The organism is Nitrospiria bacterium, assembly GCA_036397255.1.
Lineage (GTDB): Bacteria > Nitrospirota > Nitrospiria > DASWJH01 > DASWJH01 > DASWJH01.
In genome coordinates this window covers 1-21,226 of sequence record DASWJH010000028.1, presented here as the reverse complement: position 1 = coordinate 21,226, position 21,226 = coordinate 1, and the positions used below count along the sequence as shown (strand labels likewise).

Annotated in this window: 23 protein-coding genes; 22 read left to right on the top strand and 1 reads right to left on the bottom strand. The window is 45.5% G+C overall.

Annotation, left to right across the window (positions count from 1 at the left end; all coding sequences use genetic code 11):
- The 6 genes from VGB26_04090 to VGB26_04065 form a co-directional block, all read left to right on the top strand.
- A partial coding sequence (locus tag VGB26_04090; protein ID HEX9756964.1) for a helix-turn-helix domain-containing protein occupies positions 1–458 on the top strand: 458 nt, incomplete at its 5' end.
- A gap of 407 nt (positions 459–865) precedes the next feature.
- Positions 866–1,297 carry a hypothetical protein gene (locus tag VGB26_04085; GenBank protein HEX9756963.1) on the top strand — a complete coding sequence of 144 codons (432 nt, stop codon included), beginning with the start codon at positions 866–868 and terminating at the stop codon, positions 1,295–1,297.
- A gap of 217 nt (positions 1,298–1,514) precedes the next feature.
- A complete protein-coding gene (locus tag VGB26_04080; protein ID HEX9756962.1) occupies positions 1,515–1,709 on the top strand; it encodes a type II toxin-antitoxin system VapB family antitoxin in 195 nt (64 codons plus the stop codon).
- A 3-nt stretch (positions 1,710–1,712) separates the two neighbouring features.
- Complete coding sequence (locus VGB26_04075) at positions 1,713–2,060, top strand: type II toxin-antitoxin system VapC family toxin (protein HEX9756961.1); 348 nt, start codon at positions 1,713–1,715, stop codon at positions 2,058–2,060.
- Between the two features lie 97 nt (positions 2,061–2,157).
- Positions 2,158–2,955, top strand: a complete 798-nt coding sequence (locus tag VGB26_04070; protein HEX9756960.1) for a hypothetical protein — start codon at positions 2,158–2,160, stop codon at positions 2,953–2,955.
- A 70-nt stretch (positions 2,956–3,025) separates the two neighbouring features.
- Positions 3,026–3,646 carry a plasmid pRiA4b ORF-3 family protein gene (locus VGB26_04065; GenBank protein ID HEX9756959.1) on the top strand — a complete coding sequence of 207 codons (621 nt, stop codon included), beginning with the start codon at positions 3,026–3,028 and terminating at the stop codon, positions 3,644–3,646.
- Positions 3,647–3,982: 336 nt separating this feature from the next.
- On the opposite strand, the gene VGB26_04060 is transcribed toward VGB26_04065, so the two are convergent.
- Complete coding sequence (locus VGB26_04060) at positions 3,983–4,639, bottom strand: dienelactone hydrolase family protein (protein HEX9756958.1); 657 nt, start codon at positions 4,637–4,639, stop codon at positions 3,983–3,985.
- 401 nt (positions 4,640–5,040) lie between these two features.
- Here VGB26_04060 and VGB26_04055 point away from each other — a divergent pair, with 401 nt between their 5' ends.
- The 16 genes from VGB26_04055 to glgC all read left to right on the top strand — a co-directional run bounded on the left by VGB26_04055 (position 5,041) and on the right by glgC (position 21,014).
- The gene (locus VGB26_04055) at positions 5,041–5,247 is read left to right on the top strand and encodes a hypothetical protein (GenBank protein ID HEX9756957.1); all 207 of its coding nucleotides are present in this window, start codon (positions 5,041–5,043) and stop codon (positions 5,245–5,247) included.
- A gap of 36 nt (positions 5,248–5,283) precedes the next feature.
- Entirely contained in the window at positions 5,284–5,490 is a 207-nt protein-coding gene (locus VGB26_04050) for a dodecin family protein (GenBank protein HEX9756956.1), read from the top strand.
- 125 nt (positions 5,491–5,615) lie between these two features.
- Entirely contained in the window at positions 5,616–5,882 is a 267-nt protein-coding gene (locus VGB26_04045; GenBank protein ID HEX9756955.1) for a hypothetical protein, read from the top strand.
- A 61-nt stretch (positions 5,883–5,943) separates the two neighbouring features.
- Complete coding sequence (locus VGB26_04040) at positions 5,944–6,372, top strand: CBS domain-containing protein (protein ID HEX9756954.1); 429 nt, start codon at positions 5,944–5,946, stop codon at positions 6,370–6,372.
- A 542-nt stretch (positions 6,373–6,914) separates the two neighbouring features.
- Positions 6,915–11,825 carry a multicopper oxidase domain-containing protein gene (locus tag VGB26_04035; GenBank protein HEX9756953.1) on the top strand — a complete coding sequence of 1,637 codons (4,911 nt, stop codon included), beginning with the start codon at positions 6,915–6,917 and terminating at the stop codon, positions 11,823–11,825.
- An 83-nt stretch (positions 11,826–11,908) separates the two neighbouring features.
- Positions 11,909–12,916, top strand: a complete 1,008-nt coding sequence (locus tag VGB26_04030) for a carboxypeptidase-like regulatory domain-containing protein (GenBank protein HEX9756952.1) — start codon at positions 11,909–11,911, stop codon at positions 12,914–12,916.
- On the top strand, positions 12,916–13,803 hold the full coding sequence (locus tag VGB26_04025; protein HEX9756951.1) for a carboxypeptidase-like regulatory domain-containing protein: 888 nt from the start codon (positions 12,916–12,918) through the stop codon (positions 13,801–13,803). The genes VGB26_04030 and VGB26_04025 overlap by 1 nt, the downstream gene beginning before the upstream one ends.
- A 208-nt stretch (positions 13,804–14,011) precedes the next feature.
- Positions 14,012–14,350, top strand: coding sequence for a hypothetical protein (locus VGB26_04020; GenBank protein HEX9756950.1), 339 nt, complete (start codon positions 14,012–14,014; stop codon positions 14,348–14,350).
- A gap of 122 nt (positions 14,351–14,472) precedes the next feature.
- On the top strand, positions 14,473–15,291 hold the full coding sequence (locus VGB26_04015; protein HEX9756949.1) for a carboxypeptidase-like regulatory domain-containing protein: 819 nt from the start codon (positions 14,473–14,475) through the stop codon (positions 15,289–15,291).
- A 220-nt stretch (positions 15,292–15,511) separates the two neighbouring features.
- Complete coding sequence (locus tag VGB26_04010) at positions 15,512–15,688, top strand: hypothetical protein (protein ID HEX9756948.1); 177 nt, start codon at positions 15,512–15,514, stop codon at positions 15,686–15,688.
- A 39-nt stretch (positions 15,689–15,727) separates the two neighbouring features.
- Positions 15,728–15,937 carry a hypothetical protein gene (locus tag VGB26_04005; GenBank protein HEX9756947.1) on the top strand — a complete coding sequence of 70 codons (210 nt, stop codon included), beginning with the start codon at positions 15,728–15,730 and terminating at the stop codon, positions 15,935–15,937.
- Between the two features lie 6 nt (positions 15,938–15,943).
- The gene (locus VGB26_04000) at positions 15,944–17,239 is read left to right on the top strand and encodes a radical SAM protein (protein HEX9756946.1); all 1,296 of its coding nucleotides are present in this window, start codon (positions 15,944–15,946) and stop codon (positions 17,237–17,239) included.
- Positions 17,240–17,595: 356 nt separating this feature from the next.
- Entirely contained in the window at positions 17,596–18,000 is a 405-nt protein-coding gene (locus VGB26_03995; GenBank protein ID HEX9756945.1) for a phage protein GemA/Gp16 family protein, read from the top strand.
- A 64-nt stretch (positions 18,001–18,064) separates the two neighbouring features.
- Positions 18,065–18,715, top strand: a complete 651-nt coding sequence (locus VGB26_03990; protein HEX9756944.1) for a universal stress protein — start codon at positions 18,065–18,067, stop codon at positions 18,713–18,715.
- A 30-nt stretch (positions 18,716–18,745) separates the two neighbouring features.
- Entirely contained in the window at positions 18,746–19,687 is a 942-nt protein-coding gene (locus VGB26_03985) for a universal stress protein (protein ID HEX9756943.1), read from the top strand.
- A 109-nt stretch (positions 19,688–19,796) separates the two neighbouring features.
- Positions 19,797–21,014, top strand: coding sequence for a glucose-1-phosphate adenylyltransferase (gene glgC / locus VGB26_03980; GenBank protein HEX9756942.1), 1,218 nt, complete (start codon positions 19,797–19,799; stop codon positions 21,012–21,014).
- Positions 21,015–21,226 lie beyond the last annotated feature (212 nt).

Sequence of the window (21,226 nt, the reverse complement as noted above, 5' to 3'; positions counted from 1 at the left end):
AGGCATTTCAGGAGTATATGGGGACTGAGGTAGAAGACAGATTAAGGAGGTTTTATTCCAGTCGGAAATGGGTGCCCGTATTAGGGGGAGAGAGTTTTGTAGAGAAGATACGGAAGCAAATAAAAAGAGCGGGAAAGAAGGTTCAAGAAATACCCGAAGCAAAACGATCCATTCGAGAAACAATGGAAAAGTGCTTAGAAGCGGTAAGGAAAGTATATGGGATAAAAGAGGAAGAAATCAAAGAAAGCAGGAGAGGGGAGAGAAACGAACCGAGGGCGATGGGGATGTATGTGTGCCGGTGGATCGGGGGGATGAAGCAAGAGGAAATCGCAAAGGAATTTAAACTGGGAGGATATTCAGGGGTAAGCAGTACAATTAGAAGGATGAGGAAGGAGTTAGAGAAAGGAGGAAAGGTCCTCCAAAAATACGGGGCAATTAAAAAGGTTCTCGAAAGTTGAGCCAAGACGAGATTTGACCCCTTTCAAGGAGGAAAGGTCCTCCAAAAATACGGGGCAATTAAAAAGGTTCTCGAAAGTTGAGCCAAGACGAGATTTGACCCCTTTCCTTTCTTCGCTGTCAAATTGAATCCTCGATTCTTCCTACACGACCACGACGCAGTAGAAAGACGAGGGCAGAGCGAGTACATGCAGGACATGGAGGTAGTGGACTCCATTTTAGAGAAGATCAACCAAAGTCTTCGCGACAGATCATAAGGGCCGAGCAGCCCTTTCGGATGAGGCGTAATTCTATGGCTGCCCAACAATGCACTGGAGCCCGACCGCTAAAAAGTCGGCATAATTTGGTGAGCGTCGTTTCAGCGGCGGCTCACCTTTATCGTTAGACGCCCGACTGTCGAACGGACAAGATGCCAGAAACCCAACCGGACCATTCCTTCATCGTGCGAGACAACGAGCAGGCAGCTGCCCGTGCCCTTGTCGCGGGCGATTTCATCCAGGCGTACCTACTCGTTCATGCACTCATCGAGTCGCTCCTGTGCATTTTCTTGAGGGTCGAGGAGCAGGACACAACATTCCACGCCTTGATCGAACGGTACAAACGGTTTCTGGCGGAGGAGGAGTATCCTGAACCGACCTTCGTGAAAGAACTGACTGATTTCAACCGTCGTCGAAATCGGATTGTTCACCAGCTCTGGCGAAAGGGGTTTTCTTTTACCAATAGGCAAGCCGAACCGGCGGCGAGAGCCGCCGTAACGGTGTACGGCCTGTTCATAGAATGGCTCGAAACGTTCGACCCCGCAATCAAAGCCAGGGGCTTCCGATATGACGAAGGCGCCTAATCTCGACATGCAGGGGACGCCGATCATCGTGGTTCTGCTTTGCTGGCGTAGTGCCGGCGCCCCTGATGCCGGGCGTTCTCCCTTCGCTTCGCGGCGGCTCAGCCCCGCATTATCTGTCCAAATCTTCAAACACAAATCTCCCAATACCACTTGACAAGTGCATATTATTAGTACATACTAAAGCATATAAAAATGCATATTCTCGATAGGGGGCACTATGAGGACAACACTAAACATAGAAGACGAATTGCTTGAGAGGGCATCAAAGTTGACAGGCATTAAGGAAAAAACTTCCATCGTCAAGCTTGGGCTTCAGGCACTTATAGCGAGGGAAAGCGGAAAAAGACTTGCCAAGCTGGGAGGCACGGAGAAGGGACTGAAGATGATACCCCGCAGGAGACCAGCAGGTTAATCAATGGTTCTCGTTGACACTTCAGTATGGGTATCACACCTGCGGGAGGGAAACCCTCAACTTGAAAGTCTATTGAATGATGGAGAGGTTTTTTGCCACCCTTTTATTATTGGAGAGTTGGCCTGTGGAAATCTGAGAAATAGAGCCGAAATCCTTTCGCTACTCAATGCACTTCCCATGGCACACCAGGCAGAGCACGAAGAAGTAATGCAGTTTATAGAGAATTATCGTCTTATGGGGAAGGGGCTTGGCTACATTGATATGCATTTGTTTACTTCTGCTTTATTGAATCAAGTTAGAATTTGGACTCTCGATAAAAAACTGAAAGTGGTTTTTTCAAAACTCGTATAATGGTTTTCATAATAAACACCCAGATAACAACTCAATCCAGCCGACGGCGTGGAACGCCGCCGCTGATTTTTAATGTTAGAACAATAAAAGAGAAAAAATGGGTCACGAATTACAAAGGCTTAAACGCAGAAAGAAAACACTGAATCACCTAGATGAGCTATCTAGTAGAGAAGATCATGTGTTATGTGTTCATTATTCTTGTGAAAGCTTTTATGACCGACCTGAAGGGAAAACACCAAGAATAACTTCTGTTGCTGTTCGTAATTATTCATCCGGCCAAACAGCTTCTTTTTCGATCCATAAAATCGCTGAACTTCAAAAGGTTAAATTTGGGGATATTCAAAACAATTACGATGACCTAGAAAAAGAAATGCTACAAGAGTACTTTGATTTCATGAAAGCACATAAAACCCATGACTGGGTACATTGGAACATGAGAGATATAAATTATGGCTTTGCCGCAATCGAGCATCGTTTTAGGGTATTGGGTGGTGTGCCGGAAGAATTAGAGGAATCTAGAAAGTTTGACTTAAGAAGAGCGTTGGTATCTTTGTACGGCACAGGTTACATAGGTCATCCCCGTTTAGAAAATTTAATTAAAAAGAACAAGATCACTGATCTGAATTTTTTGACGGGAAAAGAGGAATCAGAAGCATTTGATAACAAAGAGTATGTAAAGCTGCATCAATCAACATTAAAGAAAGTAGATATTCTTGCAAACATACTCGGCCGAATCATGGATAACAGCCTTAAAACAAATGCAAAATGGTCTGAAATCCATGGTTTTCAGCCAAAGGTAATAGGTGAGTTCATTAAAGAGCACTGGTTTTTTTCTATCTTAGGCTTTGTAGGCCTGGTCATTGGAATCGTAACAGGTGTAATGAGCTTGTTCTAACAAGTGTGTCAACAAGGACGCTCCTTACGTCGCGCCTGTTACACAAACGTTATGTTTCAGGAGAAACTTTGTGAACAAACCGAAAGCGCGAATCTACCGATTTAAGGTGTCGCTTTTGGGCATCGAGCCGGAAATATGGCGGCTGATTGAGGTGTCGGAGACTTACACGTTCTGGGATCTGCACGTTGCAATTCAAGATGCCATGGGTTGGTTAGATTACCACCTGCATGAATTTGTGCCAGAGTCACTACGGGCCTCGAATACCGGACGCATTGGTATTCCTGAAAGCTCGATGGATGATGAGTATATAGCCGGGTGGACAGTGCCAATTACGGAATACTTTGCAAGTGCAGGCGACCTTGCTAGATATGATTATGACTTCGGTGACGGCTGGTCACATGAAGTCAGGCTTATGGCTATCGAACCGAAAGAACGCGGCACCAAATATCCTCGGTGCATAGATGGTAAACGTGCGTGCCCTCCAGAGGATTGCGGCGGAATCTCTGGGTATTACCAATTGTTGGAGATCCTAGCCGATCCTCAGGATGACGAGCACGATGAAATGGTGGAATGGTTAAGAGGGCACGCGAAGAACTATTTTCCATATCATCCCGATATGTTCGAAGCCAGTGCTGTAAAATTCTGGAATCCGAAAAAACGCTGGAAGATGATGATGGGCCATGAAACATAACAATACGCACAAGAGGGACCGCCAAAAAACGGCGGCCCCTTAGCTAACTCGTTAGTGTCAAACATTTATATTTTTATATATTGGCTCTGTCACCCCCTCTCGAAGTTCTCTCTCAAACTCCCTTATCCACCGTTTGTAAAAATATAAATGGCTTACACAATTTCTCTTTCCCTCTCCGCACCAACGCCTCAGAAAAAACCATATCTCTCCCTTCAATCGGTAACGATTTACAGTAGAAGTCTACCCTATTGCTAAAAACTCTTTTTTTCATTTGTTGCAGGAAATAAACCATTCCTCCCCCCCTCCGGTCATTTTGGTTTAGTTCGATTTCTGAATTTAATTATTATTTGCCTTAAGAAATCGTTTAAACCAATTAGCCGCCTCTCGGGCCACTTCCTCTAGCGCCCCGGGTTCCTCGAAAAGGTGTGTAGCCCCTGGGATAATGATAATAGATTTCTCCCCTTTAAGCTGGTTATACGCTTGACGATTGAGTTCAATGACGGGAAAGTCATTGCCTCCCACAATGAGGAGGGTTGGTGTTTGAACACGATCCAAGGATTCTTCTGCCAGATCCGGTCTTCCCCCTCTTGAAACCACGGCTTTAATCATTGAACCCAATTGGGCAGCGGCTTTTAGGGAAGCTGCTGCTCCTGTGCTGGAACCAAAATATCCCACCGCAAGGGCGTTTGTTTGGAGGTCCTGTTTCAACCATTGGGTTGCCGAATCGAGGCGGCGGGTGAGGAGATTAATGTCAAACCGTTTTTCATAGGTTTGATCTTCCTCTTCTGAAAGCAAATCCATCAGTAAAGTCCCCAGCCCTGCCTCTCTCAGACTCTTTGCGACAAAGTTATTTCGTGGGCTATGCCGGCTGCTCCCGCTCCCATGAGCAAATAAAACAATACCTTCCGTTCCCGAGGGCAGTTCCAATGCACCCTCCAATGCCACCCGATCTGCTTTTATTTTAACCAACGTTTCCACTCCTTGAAGTCCCATGATCCATCTCCCTAATAATCTATTCCATTATTTAATTTTACCCTTCCTAACTAATTTGATCTGCAAATTCCGTTCTTGGTCTTTTGAAAATTACTTTAATGGGATCAAAAATAGTTCTTTAAACTCAAGGGATTCAGGATTTTTTTTTCAGATGTTTTTTTGCCATTTAAGAATGAAGTCAATACGCTACATTTTTCTATAAGAAGAGTCGCAAAATTCCTCACTTTTTTTAAATTTTATTTTCCCCATTTCTGCCGTGATGGGTCAAGATTTTGATTTTATTAAGAACTTCAATAATAAAAGATTCCAATACGTTTCTGCATAAATCTTGCTTATTTTGGTTAATAGAGAGGGGCAGATTTAAAGGAAGTGAAAAGAAGTTGCGAATGGAGGTGGTGGCCATGAAATGCCCAAAATGTAAGGGGTTAATGAATTTTGAGGCTTTTGTGAATATCGAGGTGGAAAGTATGCCATGGTCCTATGAGGGATTTCGGTGTATAGATTGCGGTGAGATCATCGACCCTGTTATTCTGAGGAACAGGCGAATGTCCAAAACTCATGATGAACAAGGGGACCTTGTGGGGGTAAACCAAGGTTCTAAAACCTAAAGAGGAGTGGGTGATTTTTTCAAAAAGGGGATAAAAATGAAAACCGATCTAGTGAAAGTGATTGAGGTATTGGCTGAATCGGATCGCAGTTGGGAAGATGCGGCACAACAGGCCGTTTCCCGGGCCTCCAAATCAGTGCGGGGAATCAAATCCATTTATATTAAAAACTTTGAGGGCAAAGTCGAGGGAGAGAAAATCGTTAAATATCGGATCAATGCGAACCTTTCTTTCCTCTTGGATTAGTGATTTAGCCTTGTAATGGGTTTTGATGATGTAATAAGGCGTTGTTCTTAATTTTAAGGAAAGGGTTTTTTTTTTGAAAGAAAAAAAAAGGTGAATGCTCGAAATTTTGGAGAAGGAGAAAATCGGTGGATATTTCTTTAGAAAGTAAAATTGGGCAAATGACCCATTCCGCACAAGATGTTTTTGATGAATTGGAAAAAGCGTCTGGAGATGGAGCAACGGTGGAGGATATTGAAGGGGCCAAGGCTCTCACCGCGGATTGGTTGGGTCAGTATGACCATTCTATCCAAGGGCTAAAGTCTGATGAGAAGCAAAAGTTTGAAACGGAATTGAAAAATGTTGCGGAAAAATTAAAGGCAAAATTGGTGTTGCTCAAAGAAGCCCCTGAATAATGCCGGGTGTGAGAGTAGCCTTGGGGGGGGCTTTTAGTTCTAGAACCTGTGAGATGGACGGATGAAAGTAAAAGAGTTAATGCAAACCAAAGTGAAAACAGTGTCTCCTGAAGATAAGGTGGATAAGGTTTTTTTACTTTTTAACTTCGAGCGGATTCGCCACCTGCCTGTGGTAGAGAAAAAGAAGGTAGTGGGAATCGTATCGGACCGAGATTTAAAAAAAATGATGGGGTCTTTGAAAACGAGGAAAGTTTTTACCCAAAAGGGGGAAACCTACGTTACCCTAAAATCCAGAAAAGTGAAAACTTTTATGAGCCGAGGTGTTGTTACCATTTCCCCAAATGCCGAAGCGGTTGAAGCAGCGGCTCTCATGGCTAAGAGAAAAATAGGTGGTTTGCCCGTGGTGAAAGGGGGAGTATTGGTGGGAATAATTACGGCGACGGATATTCTTCGAGCCTATGTGAAACTAGCACAAAGTGTTGGAATTTAAGAGAACTCAAACCACGAAAAGGGATGGCAAACGGTTTTTAGATTTTTGGAAAAAAATGATTTTTTTGGTTTGGGAAATACCAGAGAAGAGGGTAATGAAAGAACCTTGGTTTTTGATTGGTACAATCCTGTTAGGGTGTCCTTTTTTTCCTATATCATTTTCCTTTGTCCTGAGGAATGGTTTTAGGGTGAGGAAGAATTAAAGGTCTAAGGCTTTTTGTCCCAATCTTAACAATTTTAGAGTAGCAAAATGCCCCAGTTGGGAAAAGTTGTGAAAAATGGAATAAAGAAAAAGAGTGTTTTTATTTTATAGGTTTTTGATTTTTAAAAAGAAAAAGTTAGTTTACTTTTGATGTTCCTATTCGCACGTTTTTTGCTTAGGAAAGCTTTTAATTAGAGAGAGGGTATTTTTTTTCCAAAGAGTTTTTTTTAGAAATAAGTAAATTCCATTCTTTAATAGTCCTACAGAATTAAAAACTGAGGGCCTTTTTTAGTTTAGAGGGGCCTATTAGCTTTTGCATAATAAAAAAGGAGAGGAGAACAATGAAGATTAGACTTTTTCCAATGGAGGTAAAGTTTTTCCCCATTAGCCTCCTTATGACTGTTGGTATTCTATTTAGTCCGGTTTTTCTTCCAAATGTGAGAGCCGATGAGGGACATCAGCATGAAGTAAAACCCGTTTCATCTGATCAAAAGACGGAACTGACCTGGCAAGAGAAATTGCGGGACCAGATCGACCGAGAAAATACAGAGGAGGGTCGAGCCGGGCATCGAGATAAAATTGATGCCGCCATGAAAAAGATTATGGAAGAGGTTAGGGCAGGAACCGGGCAAACGGGTCCGTATAGTGGTGTGAGTGCAATGCAGCAAATGGATAAGAGCTGGTTCCTTGGACCCACCGGTGTTGGGGAGAATGTAACTGCCGGGGGCCGTTGCCCAAAGGGAGTTCCCAGGAAGGAATATGATGTTACCGCTGTGGAGGTGGAAATTACCCTAAACCATTGGGGGGATTTCCATCCTGGGTATATGTATGCACTGACCAAGGATCTTGACAAGATCCGTGCTGAAGAGAAGCGCAATGCGGAAGGCCGGAAAGATTTCCTCGATCCGGGTGCTGTTTCTACCGGTCTTCAGACCGACCTTATTCAACCTCTCGTTCTCCGAGGAAATCAAGGGGATTGTGTGGTCATTACCCTCCGTAACGACATTGCGGGAGAGGATGATGCCAACATCCACATTCACGGATCCAGCATGATCATTCAGGCGAGCGGGCTTGCGGCCACTGCTGCAAATCCAGACGCTACGGTTCCTTATGGAAAAAGCCAGACTTTTGAATGGTATATTGGTCCGGACCATCAGGAAGGCTCCCAAATGTTTCATAGCCATGTGGGCCGAGAGCAAGCCAGCTTGGGTATGATCGGTGCCTTCATTGTTGAACCAATGGGTTCTGTTTACCTGGACGCCATTACTGGAAAAGAGACCCAGAGTGGTTGGCAGCCGATGATTGTCCATCCCGATAAGAGGGACTTTAGGGAGTTTGTTCTTTTCTATCACGAAATTGGTGATGAGGCCTTCCGGCCCTTAAACCGCAATAATGAAATGATTCCTCAGAGGGATCCGAATACCGATGCCTACCGCCCTTCTGCTCGTGCGCTAAACTATCGAAGCGAGCCATTTGGAATCAATAACCTCGCCATGCAGGAGAAATACTTTCACTTCGAAGATGAATCGATGGCCTACAGCTCCTATACTTTTGGGGATGTCCCTACACCGCTTCCCCGATCCTATATGGGAGATCCTGCAAAGTTCCGTCTCATCCATGGCGGAGGAGAGGTTTTCCATTCCCATCATCCCCATGGGGGGTCTATCCGCTGGTTGAGGCAGCCAAAGGCTGATTCAAAGGGCGATTTCCTATTGACGGCCGGGGCAGATGGACCGATGAAATATCCGGAGATCCGAACCACAAGCGATCGGGTCGATGTGGAAGTGATCGGGCCTTCCGAGGCCTTGGACCTTCAAACCGAGTGCGGTTCCGGGCTATGTCAGCAGTTGGCGGGAGATTTCCTATTCCATTGCCATGTGGCCCACCACTATGTAGCGGGAATGTGGTCCTACTGGAGGGTCTACAACACCATCCAGAGCGGAGACTATCCTTTTACGAGCACCGATGTGATGGCTCCTCTTCAAGAGCTTCCGGACCGAAAAGGAAGAATCCCAAGGCCAGTGACCTCTGATAAACTGGTTGGTAAAACCATGGATTGGTTTGACAAGAAATGGAATATTACAAAAAAGAATACTGATTTTTCACAGGCCATTCCTGATGTCTCCATTAAGGACTGGGTGAAGATGATGCTTCCTCCCGCCGGTGAACCAGGGCATACCTCTGATGAAAAGGGACAAATCATGGCCTACGATTCTACTGTGTGGGATTGGGTTTGGGAGGGGAATAAAGCCATGGGTGAGAAAGAAGCCACTGGAACATTCCCAACCCCAAAATATAAATCCCCAATACCGGGGAAGAGGGCGCCTATCCTCTTTGAACCAAAGACTGGAAAACTGGCCTGGCCACACTTCAAGCCACAATTCGGCAAGCGTATACCCTTTGCTCGCCATCATGGCCCAGCTCCATGGTTGGAGCCTATTCATATGGACAAGAGTAATGTTCCAATCTACGATGACCCAGGAAGCGTGGGAGCCTCTGGAGGCGAAACAACGCTTCCTGCAAAACCGGGGGAGCAAGGAAAGTGGAGTCTTTGTCCGGAAAATGCCGGAAGGAAGCAGTATACGCTTCACTTTATTGAAACTCCGATTACCATGAACGATGCCCTTGGGAATCAGAAAAAAGTGGTGGACCCTGCGGGGACCATTTATGTCCTCCACGAGCAGGAAGAGGCTGTTCGGGCCAATACGGATCTGGCCCGGCCCTTGGTGTACCGGGGGAATGTCTATGATTGTGTGGATGTGATCTTAAAGAGCGAGTGGCATGATAACGACGGGACGAACTTCCAGATGTCGAAGATCAACATTCATCCCCATTTCATGCAGTTTGACAACCAGGCGTCTGATGGGGTGATCACAGGGTTTTCCTATGAACAATCGGTCAGGCCCTTTACCCAATTTAAAAAGGAGAAACACAAAGGGCTTCCAGTCCCCATGAATGCCCATTTAACCGAAAGCGTGAAGGCTGGGGAAAGCAATATTAAGATTAAGATGCCCGAGGGAGCAACCCGCTTCCACGTGGGAACGGACATCATGATCGGAATGGATCAGGTCAAAACCTCTGAGGTCCGCTGGATAAAGGACATCAAAGGAGATACACTGATTTTTAGTGAACCCTTAAAGCATGCCCATAAAAAGGGCGAGATTGCATCGGTGGAGTATGTCCGCTATCGCTACTGGGTTGACGTGGATCTTGGAACGGTGTTTTGGCATGACCACGCTTTGGGAGGGACCACCTGGCCCCATGGGGCAGTGGGCGCCATTATCATCGAACCTGTGGGATCAACCTATCATGATTCGGTTTCCGGAGATGAGATCCGCAGTGGCCCCATCGCAGATATTCACTCCACTGAGCCCATTGGCTATGACGTCAGTGGGAGTTTCCGGGAGATGACTGTATTTCTTCATGACACCATTCCCTATACTGCCCAGGTCGTAACAGAGGGGAATCCCCCTGGACAGACCAAAGAAGCCGCTATCGATGCGGGGCAGGTTCTCTTCTTCCAGATGCCCTATGATCTAGATTTGACCCCTGTTCCCATGCTTAATGGAGGAACCCATACCACGGGTGGAGGGCTCTTCTTCCGTGCCGAATCGATCGCCAAACGGTTGCTGAACAACCCGGATCCATCCTTGGTTTTCTCCACAAGGGCCCATAAAAAGGATCCAGGAACCCCATTCCTGCGCGCATATCTGGGGGATACCGTTGTCTTTCGAATGCTCCATGTGATGATGAATGAATCTCACACCTGGCATATTGCCGGGCATTCCTTTAGGACAGAGCGCTATGCTGAGCATTCCGATTTGAGGAACAATTGGCATATCGGAATTGCGGAGCGGTATGACCTTGTATCAAAGGCCGGGGGACCGCAGCAAATGGCAGGGGATTACCTTCATTTTGATGGGCGTCCTTCCCACCTTGGGGAAGGGAGCTGGGGTATATTCAGGGTTTTTGATAAAGAGCAAAAAGACCTGAGGAAACTCCCCGGAAATGAAGTGATACCTAAATCTGCACAATCGGTTTGCCCCTCAGATGCACCGGTAAAGAATTTCAACGTCATCGCCGCTGACCAGGCCTTGAAATTCAACCCCAATTCCCCGGATGCGATCACTGTAGACTTTGATCGAAAACTCCTGGTGGCCAACCCTACCGGCAAGATCTTCATGTTGGAGGGTGACAAATCTCGTGTGGCAACGGGTGGGCAGCCTATGCCGTTGACCCTACATGTAAATGTGGGTGATTGCATCAAGGTTAAACTGAAAAACGAAATGAAAGAACACCGTGCATCATTTAGCGCTGATCAATTGGCCTTTGATCCTAATGACTCTCAAGGAGTCAATGTTGGCTTGAATAAAGGGGATCAAACCGTTGCCCCTGGAAAAAGCCGAACCTATACCTTCTATGCCCACCCTGATTTAGGAGAGGTTGCGGCTTTGGTATGGGATTGGGGTAATTTCGTCAACAGCGTTCGAGACGGGCTTTTTGGAGCCATTATTGTGGGGCCGAAGGGATCTCAATACCGGGACCCAAAGACTGGAAAGAATGTATCTCTGGAGAATGCATGGACGGTGGATGTGATCGTCGATCGGACCATTCCAGAGAATGCCCACCGTTCCGATTATAGGGACGCTTCTCTTTTCTTCCAGGATGAGGATAACATTATCGGAACGGCCTTTATGCCATACCTCCAGCAGATTGGTGGCTTGACCGGGGTGAATTACCGAAGCGAGCCCTGGGAGTATCGGTTTGAGGAGGGTTGTGAAGAGGGTAATATGTATACCCCCTGTGTGGCTGGCGAGGGAGATCCTGCCACGCCCACGATCGTGGCCCATTCCGGGGATCCTGTAAGGATCAATGTCTTCGGTGCCTTCAACGAACAGAATCAGATGTTTGCCATTGAAGGCCATCAATGGCCCCTCAAGCCGAATATGAAAGGGGCTGATCTGATGGGGTCTGCGGAATTTGGTTCCGCGGAGAATTTAGAGGTTCGGATCACAGCGGGAGGACCCTACCATTTGCCCGGTGCCTATGTTTGGCAAAACCACAGGATGCCATTTTCTCAAGCGGGACAGTGGGGATACCTGAGGGTGTTACCCAGTGGTGATTCTCGGATTCTTCCATTAAACAGTGGCGGAACCGGAAGCCAAACGACTGATATTTCTCCTGAGGAAGCGCCAAAGGATAAAACCTCAGAGGTAGAGGAGAAGGATCCCGATCAACTGTCCATGCGTTAGAAATATAGAATGCGGGAAGAACAAAATCGGGGCGGGGGGTATTTCCTCCCCTTCCCCGATTTGTGGTAGAGGGAGATGAAATTGTGAAGAATTTGAATTTGATCAGTACGGCCCTTTTCTTTTTAGGGGTCACCATTTTTGGGGGATCATCTTGTTCCCTTGGGTATAAAGAGGTTGAGGTGAAGGGGTACGAAGAGGTTGAGGTAAAAGGGAACGGAAAAGTTGAGGAAAAAGGGTACGAAGAGGTTGAGGTGAAGAATGGGGGATCAATCACTGGGAAGGTGGTTTTATCGGGTTCAATTCCGGAACCCCGGGTTTTTCCCATTATCCTTTATCCGTTTGGAACTTTCTGCAAAAAGATTTCCAATGGTCAAGGGCATATCCTTCTTAAAGAATTTAATGTTTCTACAGGTGGAGGGCTCCAGGATGCTGTGGTTTCCGTTCAAGAGGTAAAAAGAGGGAAACCCTTTCCTGACATAAAAAATGATTTTATCGCGGTGGATTGTATGTTTCACCCTGCGGATGTACCCGAAGATGAGCAGTATGAGTTTCATGGTGAAAAATTGACCCATGTTCACCCTTTGGTGGGTGTGATAAAAAATGACCAGGTAGTCACCGCAATCAATAAAGATCCGATTATTCATAATGGCCAGGTTTTTCAAAAGGAAAGGGGAAACATCGTACTCAACTTTCCCCTTCCTATCTCTGATAAGACCTACGGGGGGACAGTTCATTTTGACAAGGGAAAAAGGATTGCCCAGATGATCTGCGGGATGCATGAGTTTATGCAGACCTGGGGATGGATGGTCGATAACCCCTATTATGCAAAGACAAAGAAGGGAGGGGGGTTTACTATTGATGAATTGCCTCCTGGAACATATAAGGTAACCGCCTGGCATCCCCATATTAAACCCGTGGTCAAGGAGGTGACCGTTCCACCCAACGGTAAGGTTTCGCTGAATTTTGGGTTTGACGGCGATGCGGTGGAACGACCACATTATGAAACCCAAGAGAAATTTCGCATTGCGCCTGATGCCATGCCCGAACTGCATGGCTGTGAGGGTCCCTTCTGTGTTAAGGATGAGCATTGATGAGGGAGATCAAATCCGTTAGGGTCGGTCTTTTTGTTTTGATCCTTTTGGGGATGATTAATGTTGTTCTTCAGGGGATTGTTTTTGGGTATTATGAGGAAGCTCCGGTGACCTCCGGTGGGACCGTTGAGGGGAAGGTATCATTAGAAGGGGCGGTTCCTCCTGCCAGGATTTACCATCTTGTTTTTTCTCCCAACATTGATTTCTGTCAAAGGATTTCCGACGGGAAGGGGAACCGCTTACTTCGGGAGTTTAATGTTTCAGAAAAGGGAGGTTTTCAGAATGTGGTGGTTTCGGTTATAGGGGTCCAAAGAGGAAAACCTTTTAACGTTACACCTATCCTTGAGATTGAAGATTGCCGAATTTCTCCTTTTGTTACCCCGCTTCGAAATAGCCACACGATAACACTCAGGAGTAAAGATCCCATCACACATGATATTCAGGCTTATTCGGTCAAAAATCCCAAGGAGGGATATACCTTCCAAATGTTTAATAAACCGATGCCTGCAAAAACAATTACCTCCAAAAAGGTTAAATTCAGGAAGGACCATTTCATTTTTCGCACACAATGTGGCGTCCACGATTTTATGCAATCTTGGGGAATTGCGGTCGGAAATCCTTATTTTGCTGTAACCGGGCCCAGAGGTGAGTTTTCTATAACCAATCTTCCCCCTGGGACCTACGATGTGATTGCATGGCACCCTCATATGACCGTTCAAGCCCAACGTGTGAATGTTTCCCCAAATCGTTCTGTAAACCTAAATTTTACGTTTGATTCTTCAGAAGTAAAAATTCCCGAACATGACCTCCAAACGGGATACAGGTTAGAGACCTGGTTAGCGTTACGTAATCTAGTTCCCCCGTCAGTGGAACTCCAGGGGCCCTAGAAAGAAAGAGAGCGTCAATTGTCCTGTTTTTTATTTCTTCTCTTATTTCTATAGGACGTTTAATCATGGTGTCTCATGGGGACTTCAAGGTCCTTGGGCCTTTCAATGAGCAGAACAACGTTTTGAGCCTGGATGGGCATGAAGCTAAACATGAAAGGCGCAGAAATGATAAGCTCCAATGAGTTTGGGGCATTAGAAAACGTGGATATTGTTACAACTGCTGGTAGTCCATTTCATCTGCGCCGGTACCTACCTCTGGCAGATTCATCGTCTCCAATACACGCAAGCGGGTCAATGGGGGTACTTGCGTGTTCTCCCCACGGGAGATCAGCGGATTCTCCCCTTAACGGGTGGGGTTGGAGGTCGAACCGCAGAGGCTTCGGAAAAGGATAAAGCATTAGACCTTTCCATGCTCCAAGAGTTAGAAAAGTGGGGCAGTGGTTGGAGCCTTAAGATAAGGGAAGCCGGGGTAGGGAAAGTTTCCCCTACCCCAGTTTTTCTTGGCTGGATTGGGATGGAAAATCCCCTTTGCGCCATTTCGGAATGACCACCCCCCCTCTGTCATTTCGAAGGTAACAAAGTAGAGTGAGAAATTTAAGAGTCCTTATGTTGGCTCGGAATGACAAAATGGATGGGTGTCGAAGTAACAAAAGGGTTTTGGAGGGAGAATTGAAAAAAGGATTTTTCGTGTTTTTTATTTGGTGGGCATTGGTTAGTTTGCTTATATCCTGGGCCCCTCTGGCGTTTGGATACGAAGCGGTCCCTGTAAAAGATGGGGGGACCTTAAAAGGCGTTGTTGAATTAGAAGGGGGCGTTCCAGAACCCCGGACATTTCCAGCGGTTCTTTATCCCTTTGGTCCCTTGTGTCAGAAAAACCAGCGTATTTCGGATGGCAAGGGGAATATCTTTCTTAGAGATGTCATTATGGGTCCTAATGAAGGATTAAAAGATGTGGTGGTTGCTATTGAAGGGGTTGAAAAGGGAAAACCGTTTAAAACACTCAAACCGGAAATTCTTTCCATAGACTGTGAGTTTCTCCCATCTGTTACCGTGGTTCAAAACCATGGGGAATTTATTATGAAAAATGAAGATCCTGTCCTCCATAATAGCCAAGTTTATCAAGCGGGGAAGGGAAATGTGATCCTTAATGTACCCATTCCCCCAAATTCAACTAAGACCCATCCCATCGAATTTGAAAAAGGAAGAAGAATTTATCAGATAATTTGTGGGATGCATGAATTTATGCAAACATGGGGTTTTGCTGCTGAAAATCCCTATTATGCTCTCACAAAAGAGGACGGAGAATTTATAATTCGTGATATCCCCCCTGGAACATATAAGGTGACAGCCTGGCATCCCATTTTTGACTTTATGGAGAAGACAGTAACGATTCCACCCAACGGGGAGGTAGAACTTGAGTTTGAATTTGATTCAAGTGATTTTGAGCGTTCAAATTATGAAATTCAGAAAAAATTTAGAATTCAATAATAAGGTCTTAGAGGGTCCATGGGGCCAGTAAGGGATCACCCCCATTATTGTGAAAAAATTTTTTCTTTTGTTTTCTCCTGTTAATTTTTTCTTGGCTTCGGAAAGAGTTGGGAATAGGAAATATTTCCGGTAGGGTCTCATGGAGGAACCCTTCCCGTAATAGTGACCTTAAAAAAGGTTCCCATCCCATTCCAAGGGTATTTCCTCAGGCCAGGAAGTCGTGATTCCCCCAAAGGGAACGGTCCCCATTTCGTTTGAATTTGATTCCGTGGAGGTTGAAATTCCATTGCACGATTTTCAAGAAGGTTATCGTTTTGACACTGTTCTGCAACCCGAACAGGTGGTTACCCCTCTTAAATTACAATATCAACAAGAAACTCCATTCCGGGGTTTTTAAACCGATTCAAGACACCTTAAAAGGAGGAGGAAACTTTTCATGAAACATGTTTTTTATGCCATATATGTTCTTGCTTTTTCAGGGGCCGTTTTTATGACCGGGGTTTTTATTGGGCAATTTCTTGAACGGTTTTGGTCTGTCCGGGAGGAGAAAGCGCTTGAACGGGAAAAAAACAGGGAAATCCAAAGAGCCCCTGCCGGGGTTCCCCTTCGCGGTTTTTCTGAAATGAAGGCGGTTAAAGGAAAGTAACCTGTAATGTCTGAATATCAGCCTTTTCTCATTGCATGGAACCTTACCCAAAGGTGTAACCTTTTCTGTTCCCATTGCTACCTTTCGGCGGGGGAGAGAGTTACGGGTGGGCCAACAGAGCTGACCACCCCTGAGTGTTTCAGGGTGGTGGATGGCCTTTGTCGAGTCAATCCCGCCACCATTTTGGTTTTGACGGGGGGGGAACCCTTGCTCCGGAAAGATCTCCCCGATATCGCACGCTATGCTTCCGGAAAAGGAATGATGGTTGTGGTGGGAACCAACGGGACATTACTCAACGATGCACGAATTGCTGAACTAAAAAAAGCAGGGGTCATGGGCTTTTCAATCAGCGTGGATTCTCTAGATCCTAAACACCATGATTCATTCCGGTGCCTTCCCGGTGCATTGGATGGGGCCTTGAGAGGAATCGATTGTTGCCGCCGAAATGAGATGGCCTTTCAAATTCATACCACTGCCAGCCAAATGAATTTTGGGGAGATCCCTCGCCTCATTGAATTTGCCTATTCAAAAGGGGCCCGGGTATTTAATCTTTTCTTTTTGGTCTGTACGGGGCGGGGGGAAGCCATGTCCGATATTACTCCCCGCCAATATGAAGAGCAATTGAACGCTTTAATCGATGTTCAAGAAAAATTCCCGGGGATGCTGATTCGATCCCGGTGTGCCCCCCACTTTAAGAGAATTGCTTTCGAAAGGGATCCCTCCAACCCTTTTACCAAGGCCCAAGGATATGAGGGGGGTGGATGCCTCGCAGGGACTCACTATGCCCGAATTACGCCTGAAGGGGATCTGACACCATGTCCTTTTATTCCTGTCTCGGTGGGAAACCTTCGCCAAACTGGTTTTGACCGATTGTGGAACGAATCACCTATTTTGAATGAACTCCGTTCCCCCCGGTTGAAGGGAAAATGTGGGGATTGTGAATTTGAAGTTTTGTGCGGGGGATGTCGGGCAAGACCCTTTGCCTCACATGGAGATTATTTAGATGAAGATTTGTGGTGTCTTTACACACCCAAAGGTGGACCCAAAATAAAGCCGATGGTTGAAGAGGAAATTAAATTAATTTGGTCCAAAGAGGCTGAAGAACGTTTGGCCCGGCTTCCTTTTTTTCTTCAAAAAATGATCAAGGGGCGGGTAGAAAGACAGGCAATAAATTCGGAGAACACGGTGATTACCCTTCAGTTGATGGAAGATCTTCGGAAAAAAACTTTTGGTACAGCTTCTCCAATTTTTAAACAAGGTATTTTTAAAGGGTTATCGCGTTCCGATATGAAAGATGAGTAGTTATGCGAATATAAAATGGAGTTTTTTCAGGAAAATTTCCCTAATAAAGGTTCTTTGTTTATTTAGAAGCCCCTTTCTTATTTTTTTGCCATTTAATTATTGGAATTCAGGGAGCCCATTTCCCAATTCCTTTTTTTGTAATACCCTTAAAAGGTTAGGCATTTCGTCACACTAAAAAAAATTTTTTTGGGGCATAATGCCTCTAATTTGAAGCCCTCCCTTTAAACATACACATATAACTTATTGAAAAATATTAAATATTTCCTTGCCTGAGTTTTTCGAGGTGAGCACGGTTTTTGCGTTTCTCGTATGAATAGAAGGGATAGGAATTTGGGATCCAGAGGGAAGGTGAGAAAGTGAAGGAGATCGGGAAAAACCAGTTAAAGGCTATTTGGGCACAATCACACCGAATGGGTCTGAATGGGGAATCTCTTCATGAATTTGTTGAAAATCAAACCCGGAAGAAATCTCTTCGGACCTTAACACATACTGAAGCCCAGCAGATTTTATTACAGCTTCAACAAAAAAAATCCGGTAAAATCCAAACAGGTGAAGAAGGTTCGGAGAGAGGAAATCATATTTCCTTTTCTCAGATCGATTTTATTCATGGGTTAGCAAAAGAGATGGATTGGAACCGATTCCGGACCCAGAGATTAACCCAAAGGATGTATGGTTTAAGAAAATTGGAGAGAATGAATAAAAAACAGGCCTCGGGGTTGATTGAAGCCTTAAAGGCCATTAAAAAACGAAAGGCTGCTTAATTGAAAATCTGATTAAGGAGTTGAGTTCTTCATAACCCCATGGGGAGAAGAAAGGTGGTGCGAGATGTTCAATACATCATTTAAGAAAATTTTGGTTCCAACGGATTTTTCAGAATGTTCACAGGTTGCGGTGGAATATGCGGTTTCGCTTGCGAAGGCTTTTAAAGGGGAACTGAACATTTTTCATGTCATGGAACCGATTGTCTATGAATTGGATTTTTCCTTCGTACAGCCAACAGGGTCCCCTGATTTGAGAGATAGGCTAGGTGAGTCGTTAAATAAAAAATTAGCCCCCATCCGAGCCGAAGGAATCTCTGTGGAAGGGTTTGTTTTTTCAGGGGTACCCTCCGCTGAAATTATTAAGTTTGCAAAAAGCCGCCAAGCAGATCTTATCGTCATGGGAACTCATGGCCGAACGGGCCTCGCCCATGTTTTGTTGGGAAGTACCGCCGAAAGGGTGATCCAGAAAGCTCCCTGTCCGGTTCTAACCGTTAACGTTTCAAAAAATTTAATGGCCGCAAAGGAAAAAACAGAAAAATTCGAAAAAGATTTGCGGTTCGCAACCGAAATATTGAATGGGAAAACCCAAAAAACATTTTGCCATTTGTGTGGAAAAGCCTCCAATGAATTTATTTGTGAACCCTGTAAAATTCGGGTTCAGGCCGAGGCATTGGAAAAAAAGAAAAAGGTGGAAAGAGAAGGAAGGGTGAAATAGTTTTAAATGTGGGTTTCAGGAAGGGGGCGTATGTCTTTAGTGATAAAGCGGGTTTTATTTGCAACTGATTTTTCAGCCTGTTCAGAGCAAGCCCGTCAGTGGGCGAGTTTTCTTGGGAAAAGGTTTGGGTCATCGATCGATGTGATCCATGTGTTGGAATTTAATCCAGGAATGAAGGAGGAATCCCCGGTTGCGAAAATTTACCTGGATCATTATCACAAAGAATTTGGGCAGCAACTGGAATCGTTAAAAATCCTTTTGCAGAATGAAATCAAGGAGGTGTTTTCCCACCAAAGGGTCGGGTTGCCGGTGGATGAAATTTGTAGGTTTGCCCAAAAGGAAAATTCGGATCTTATTGTCCTGGGAACCCATGGATGGAGCGGCATTGACCGGGTTTTATTAGGGAGTACAGCAGAACGCGTGGTGAGGGGAGCGCCTTGTCCGGTGGTTACCGTCCGGTTGAAAGATCCGGGGGAGGGAAAGACGCTTCACCGGGAACAAAAAGCAGAGGGAACCGATGGGGTGCCCTCCTTAAAGCGGTTCCTTATCCCTGTGGATTTCTCCGATTGCTCGTTGGAAGCAATGGAATATGGAATTGAAATTGCCAAGCTTTTTGGGGCTCAGGTGGTGCTTTTGCATGTAACGGAGCCCAGAGGGTATGGAATCGGTTTTACGTTGAGTCATCATTCCAAAGATGAAGAGATCCATTTGGATTTGGAAAAACGGTTAAAGGAATATGTCCGTGTTTTTCAATCTCAGGGCCTTCAAATAGATTACCGATTAGAAGGAGGGTTTCCCGTAGATCAGATATTAGAGGAGAGCAATCAATTCCCCCCGGACCTCATTGTGATGGGGACCCATGGTAGAAAGGGTTTTTCCAAGTTCGTAAGTGGGAGTGTCGCCGAGGCTGTTTTACGCCATTCCCCCTGTCCGGTCCTCACGCTTAAAAGTCCAAAATACACCCCGGTTTAAAAAAGAGGGCTGATGGGATAAGGGCGATTGTAATACAAGATTTTTAAAATAGAATGAAAACAAAAAAATTTTTTATGTTTTTGCCTCAAGGAGGTTTCCGGTGAATTTAGTGGACAAAACGATTTCCATTATATTGGCAGGAGGGGTGGGATCAAGACTTTCTCCTTTGACCGTTAATCGGGCAAAACCCGCTGTTCCCTTTGGGGGGATTTACAGGATAATTGATTTTACTCTTTCCAATTGTATTCATTCCGGCCTTCGGCAGATTCTGGTTTTGACACAGTATAAGTCCCATTCCCTTCAAAAACATTTGCGAGACGGATGGTCGATATTTAACCCTGAAATTGGGGAGTACATCACTGCGGTACCCGCGCAAATGCGAATGGGGGAAGGGTGGTATGCGGGAACAGCCGATGCAATTCAACAAAACAGTTATATTTTGGAAAGAAGCAAAGCCAAATATGTTTTGGTATTGGCCGGGGATCATATTTACCGAATGGACTATGCCCGGATGGTGGAAGAACATGCTCACCGAAAATGGGACGTTACCGTAGGGTGTTTTCCTGTTCCCATTGGTGAGGCGCTTGGGTTTGGTGTGTTGGAAATTGATGAAGACCATCTCATTCAGGGGTTTATTGAAAAGTCTCAAAACCCTCCCCATATCCCGGGAAACCCGAAGGAAGCCCTGGCTTCAATGGGAATCTATGTGTTTAACCTTTCTTTTTTGCTTAATATTCTTGCCCAGGATTACCAAGAAAAAGATTCACAACATGATTTTGGAAAAAATATTTTACCCAAAATGGTAGGGAATTATTCAATGGGCGCTTATCGTTTTGGAGGAAAAGAAGGAAGGGTCACAATCGATGGATATTGGAGAGACGTGGGAACCTTGGATGCCTATTTTCAGGCCAATATGGATCTTTTAAAACCCCTCCCACCCTTAAACCTTTATCAAAAAGATTGGCCCATTCGCACCTACCATGGGCAATACCCATCTGCCCGTTTGGTGCCTTCCTCATCGGGGGAGGAAGGTTTGGTTTCCAATTCCCTTTTAGCGGGGGGAGATGTCATCATTGGTGCTAAAATAAATCGCTGTATTTTCTCTCCCAATGTCCGGGTCGAAGCCGGTGCTGTTGTAGAGGATGGTATTCTATTTGAAGGGGTCTGTGTTGGGGAAGGGGCCAAATTGCGGCGCTGCATTATTGATAAAGGGGTTTTCATCCCTCCCAAGGAGAGCATCGGGTATGATTTGGCAAAGGACCGATCCCGTTTTACCCTATCGGAAGAGGGTGTTATTGTGGTTCCGAAAAACTACCAATTTTATTGAGGCCTAAATCCTTTTTTAGACGGAAAGCCTTGTTCCAGGGTTGAGGATAGAGATGAGGTTACTTATTTTTCTGGCTCATCGTGGAAGTGAGTGGGTAAATTTTGTCATTACCCGCCTGTCCGGCGGGCACTTGCAGGCAGGGGAAAGCGGAAATCCAGGCCCTTCCCGTCATTCCCGCGAAGCCTGTCCTCGAATGACTTTATCGGGGAGCG

Bases quoted from the DNA above. Each gene is read 5' to 3' on its own strand.
- VGB26_04055 (HEX9756957.1), top strand. From the start codon at position 5,041: ATGAAATGCCCAAAATGTAAGGGGTTAATGAATTTTGAGGCTTTTGTG.
- VGB26_04040 (HEX9756954.1), top strand. From the start codon at position 5,944: ATGAAAGTAAAAGAGTTAATGCAAACCAAAGTGAAAACAGTGTCTCCT.
- VGB26_04050 (HEX9756956.1), top strand. From the start codon at position 5,284: ATGAAAACCGATCTAGTGAAAGTGATTGAGGTATTGGCTGAATCGGAT.
- VGB26_04035 (HEX9756953.1), top strand. From the start codon at position 6,915: ATGAAGATTAGACTTTTTCCAATGGAGGTAAAGTTTTTCCCCATTAGC.
- VGB26_04075 (HEX9756961.1), top strand. From the start codon at position 1,713: ATGGTTCTCGTTGACACTTCAGTATGGGTATCACACCTGCGGGAGGGA.
- VGB26_04000 (HEX9756946.1), top strand. From the start codon at position 15,944: ATGTCTGAATATCAGCCTTTTCTCATTGCATGGAACCTTACCCAAAGG.
- VGB26_03990 (HEX9756944.1), top strand. From the start codon at position 18,065: ATGTTCAATACATCATTTAAGAAAATTTTGGTTCCAACGGATTTTTCA.
- VGB26_04070 (HEX9756960.1), top strand. From the start codon at position 2,158: ATGGGTCACGAATTACAAAGGCTTAAACGCAGAAAGAAAACACTGAAT.
- VGB26_04025 (HEX9756951.1), top strand. From the start codon at position 12,916: ATGAGGGAGATCAAATCCGTTAGGGTCGGTCTTTTTGTTTTGATCCTT.
- VGB26_04005 (HEX9756947.1), top strand. From the start codon at position 15,728: ATGAAACATGTTTTTTATGCCATATATGTTCTTGCTTTTTCAGGGGCC.
- VGB26_04060 (HEX9756958.1), bottom strand. From the start codon at position 4,639: ATGGGACTTCAAGGAGTGGAAACGTTGGTTAAAATAAAAGCAGATCGG.
- VGB26_04085 (HEX9756963.1), top strand. From the start codon at position 866: ATGCCAGAAACCCAACCGGACCATTCCTTCATCGTGCGAGACAACGAG.
- VGB26_04080 (HEX9756962.1), top strand. From the start codon at position 1,515: ATGAGGACAACACTAAACATAGAAGACGAATTGCTTGAGAGGGCATCA.
- VGB26_03985 (HEX9756943.1), top strand. From the start codon at position 18,746: ATGTCTTTAGTGATAAAGCGGGTTTTATTTGCAACTGATTTTTCAGCC.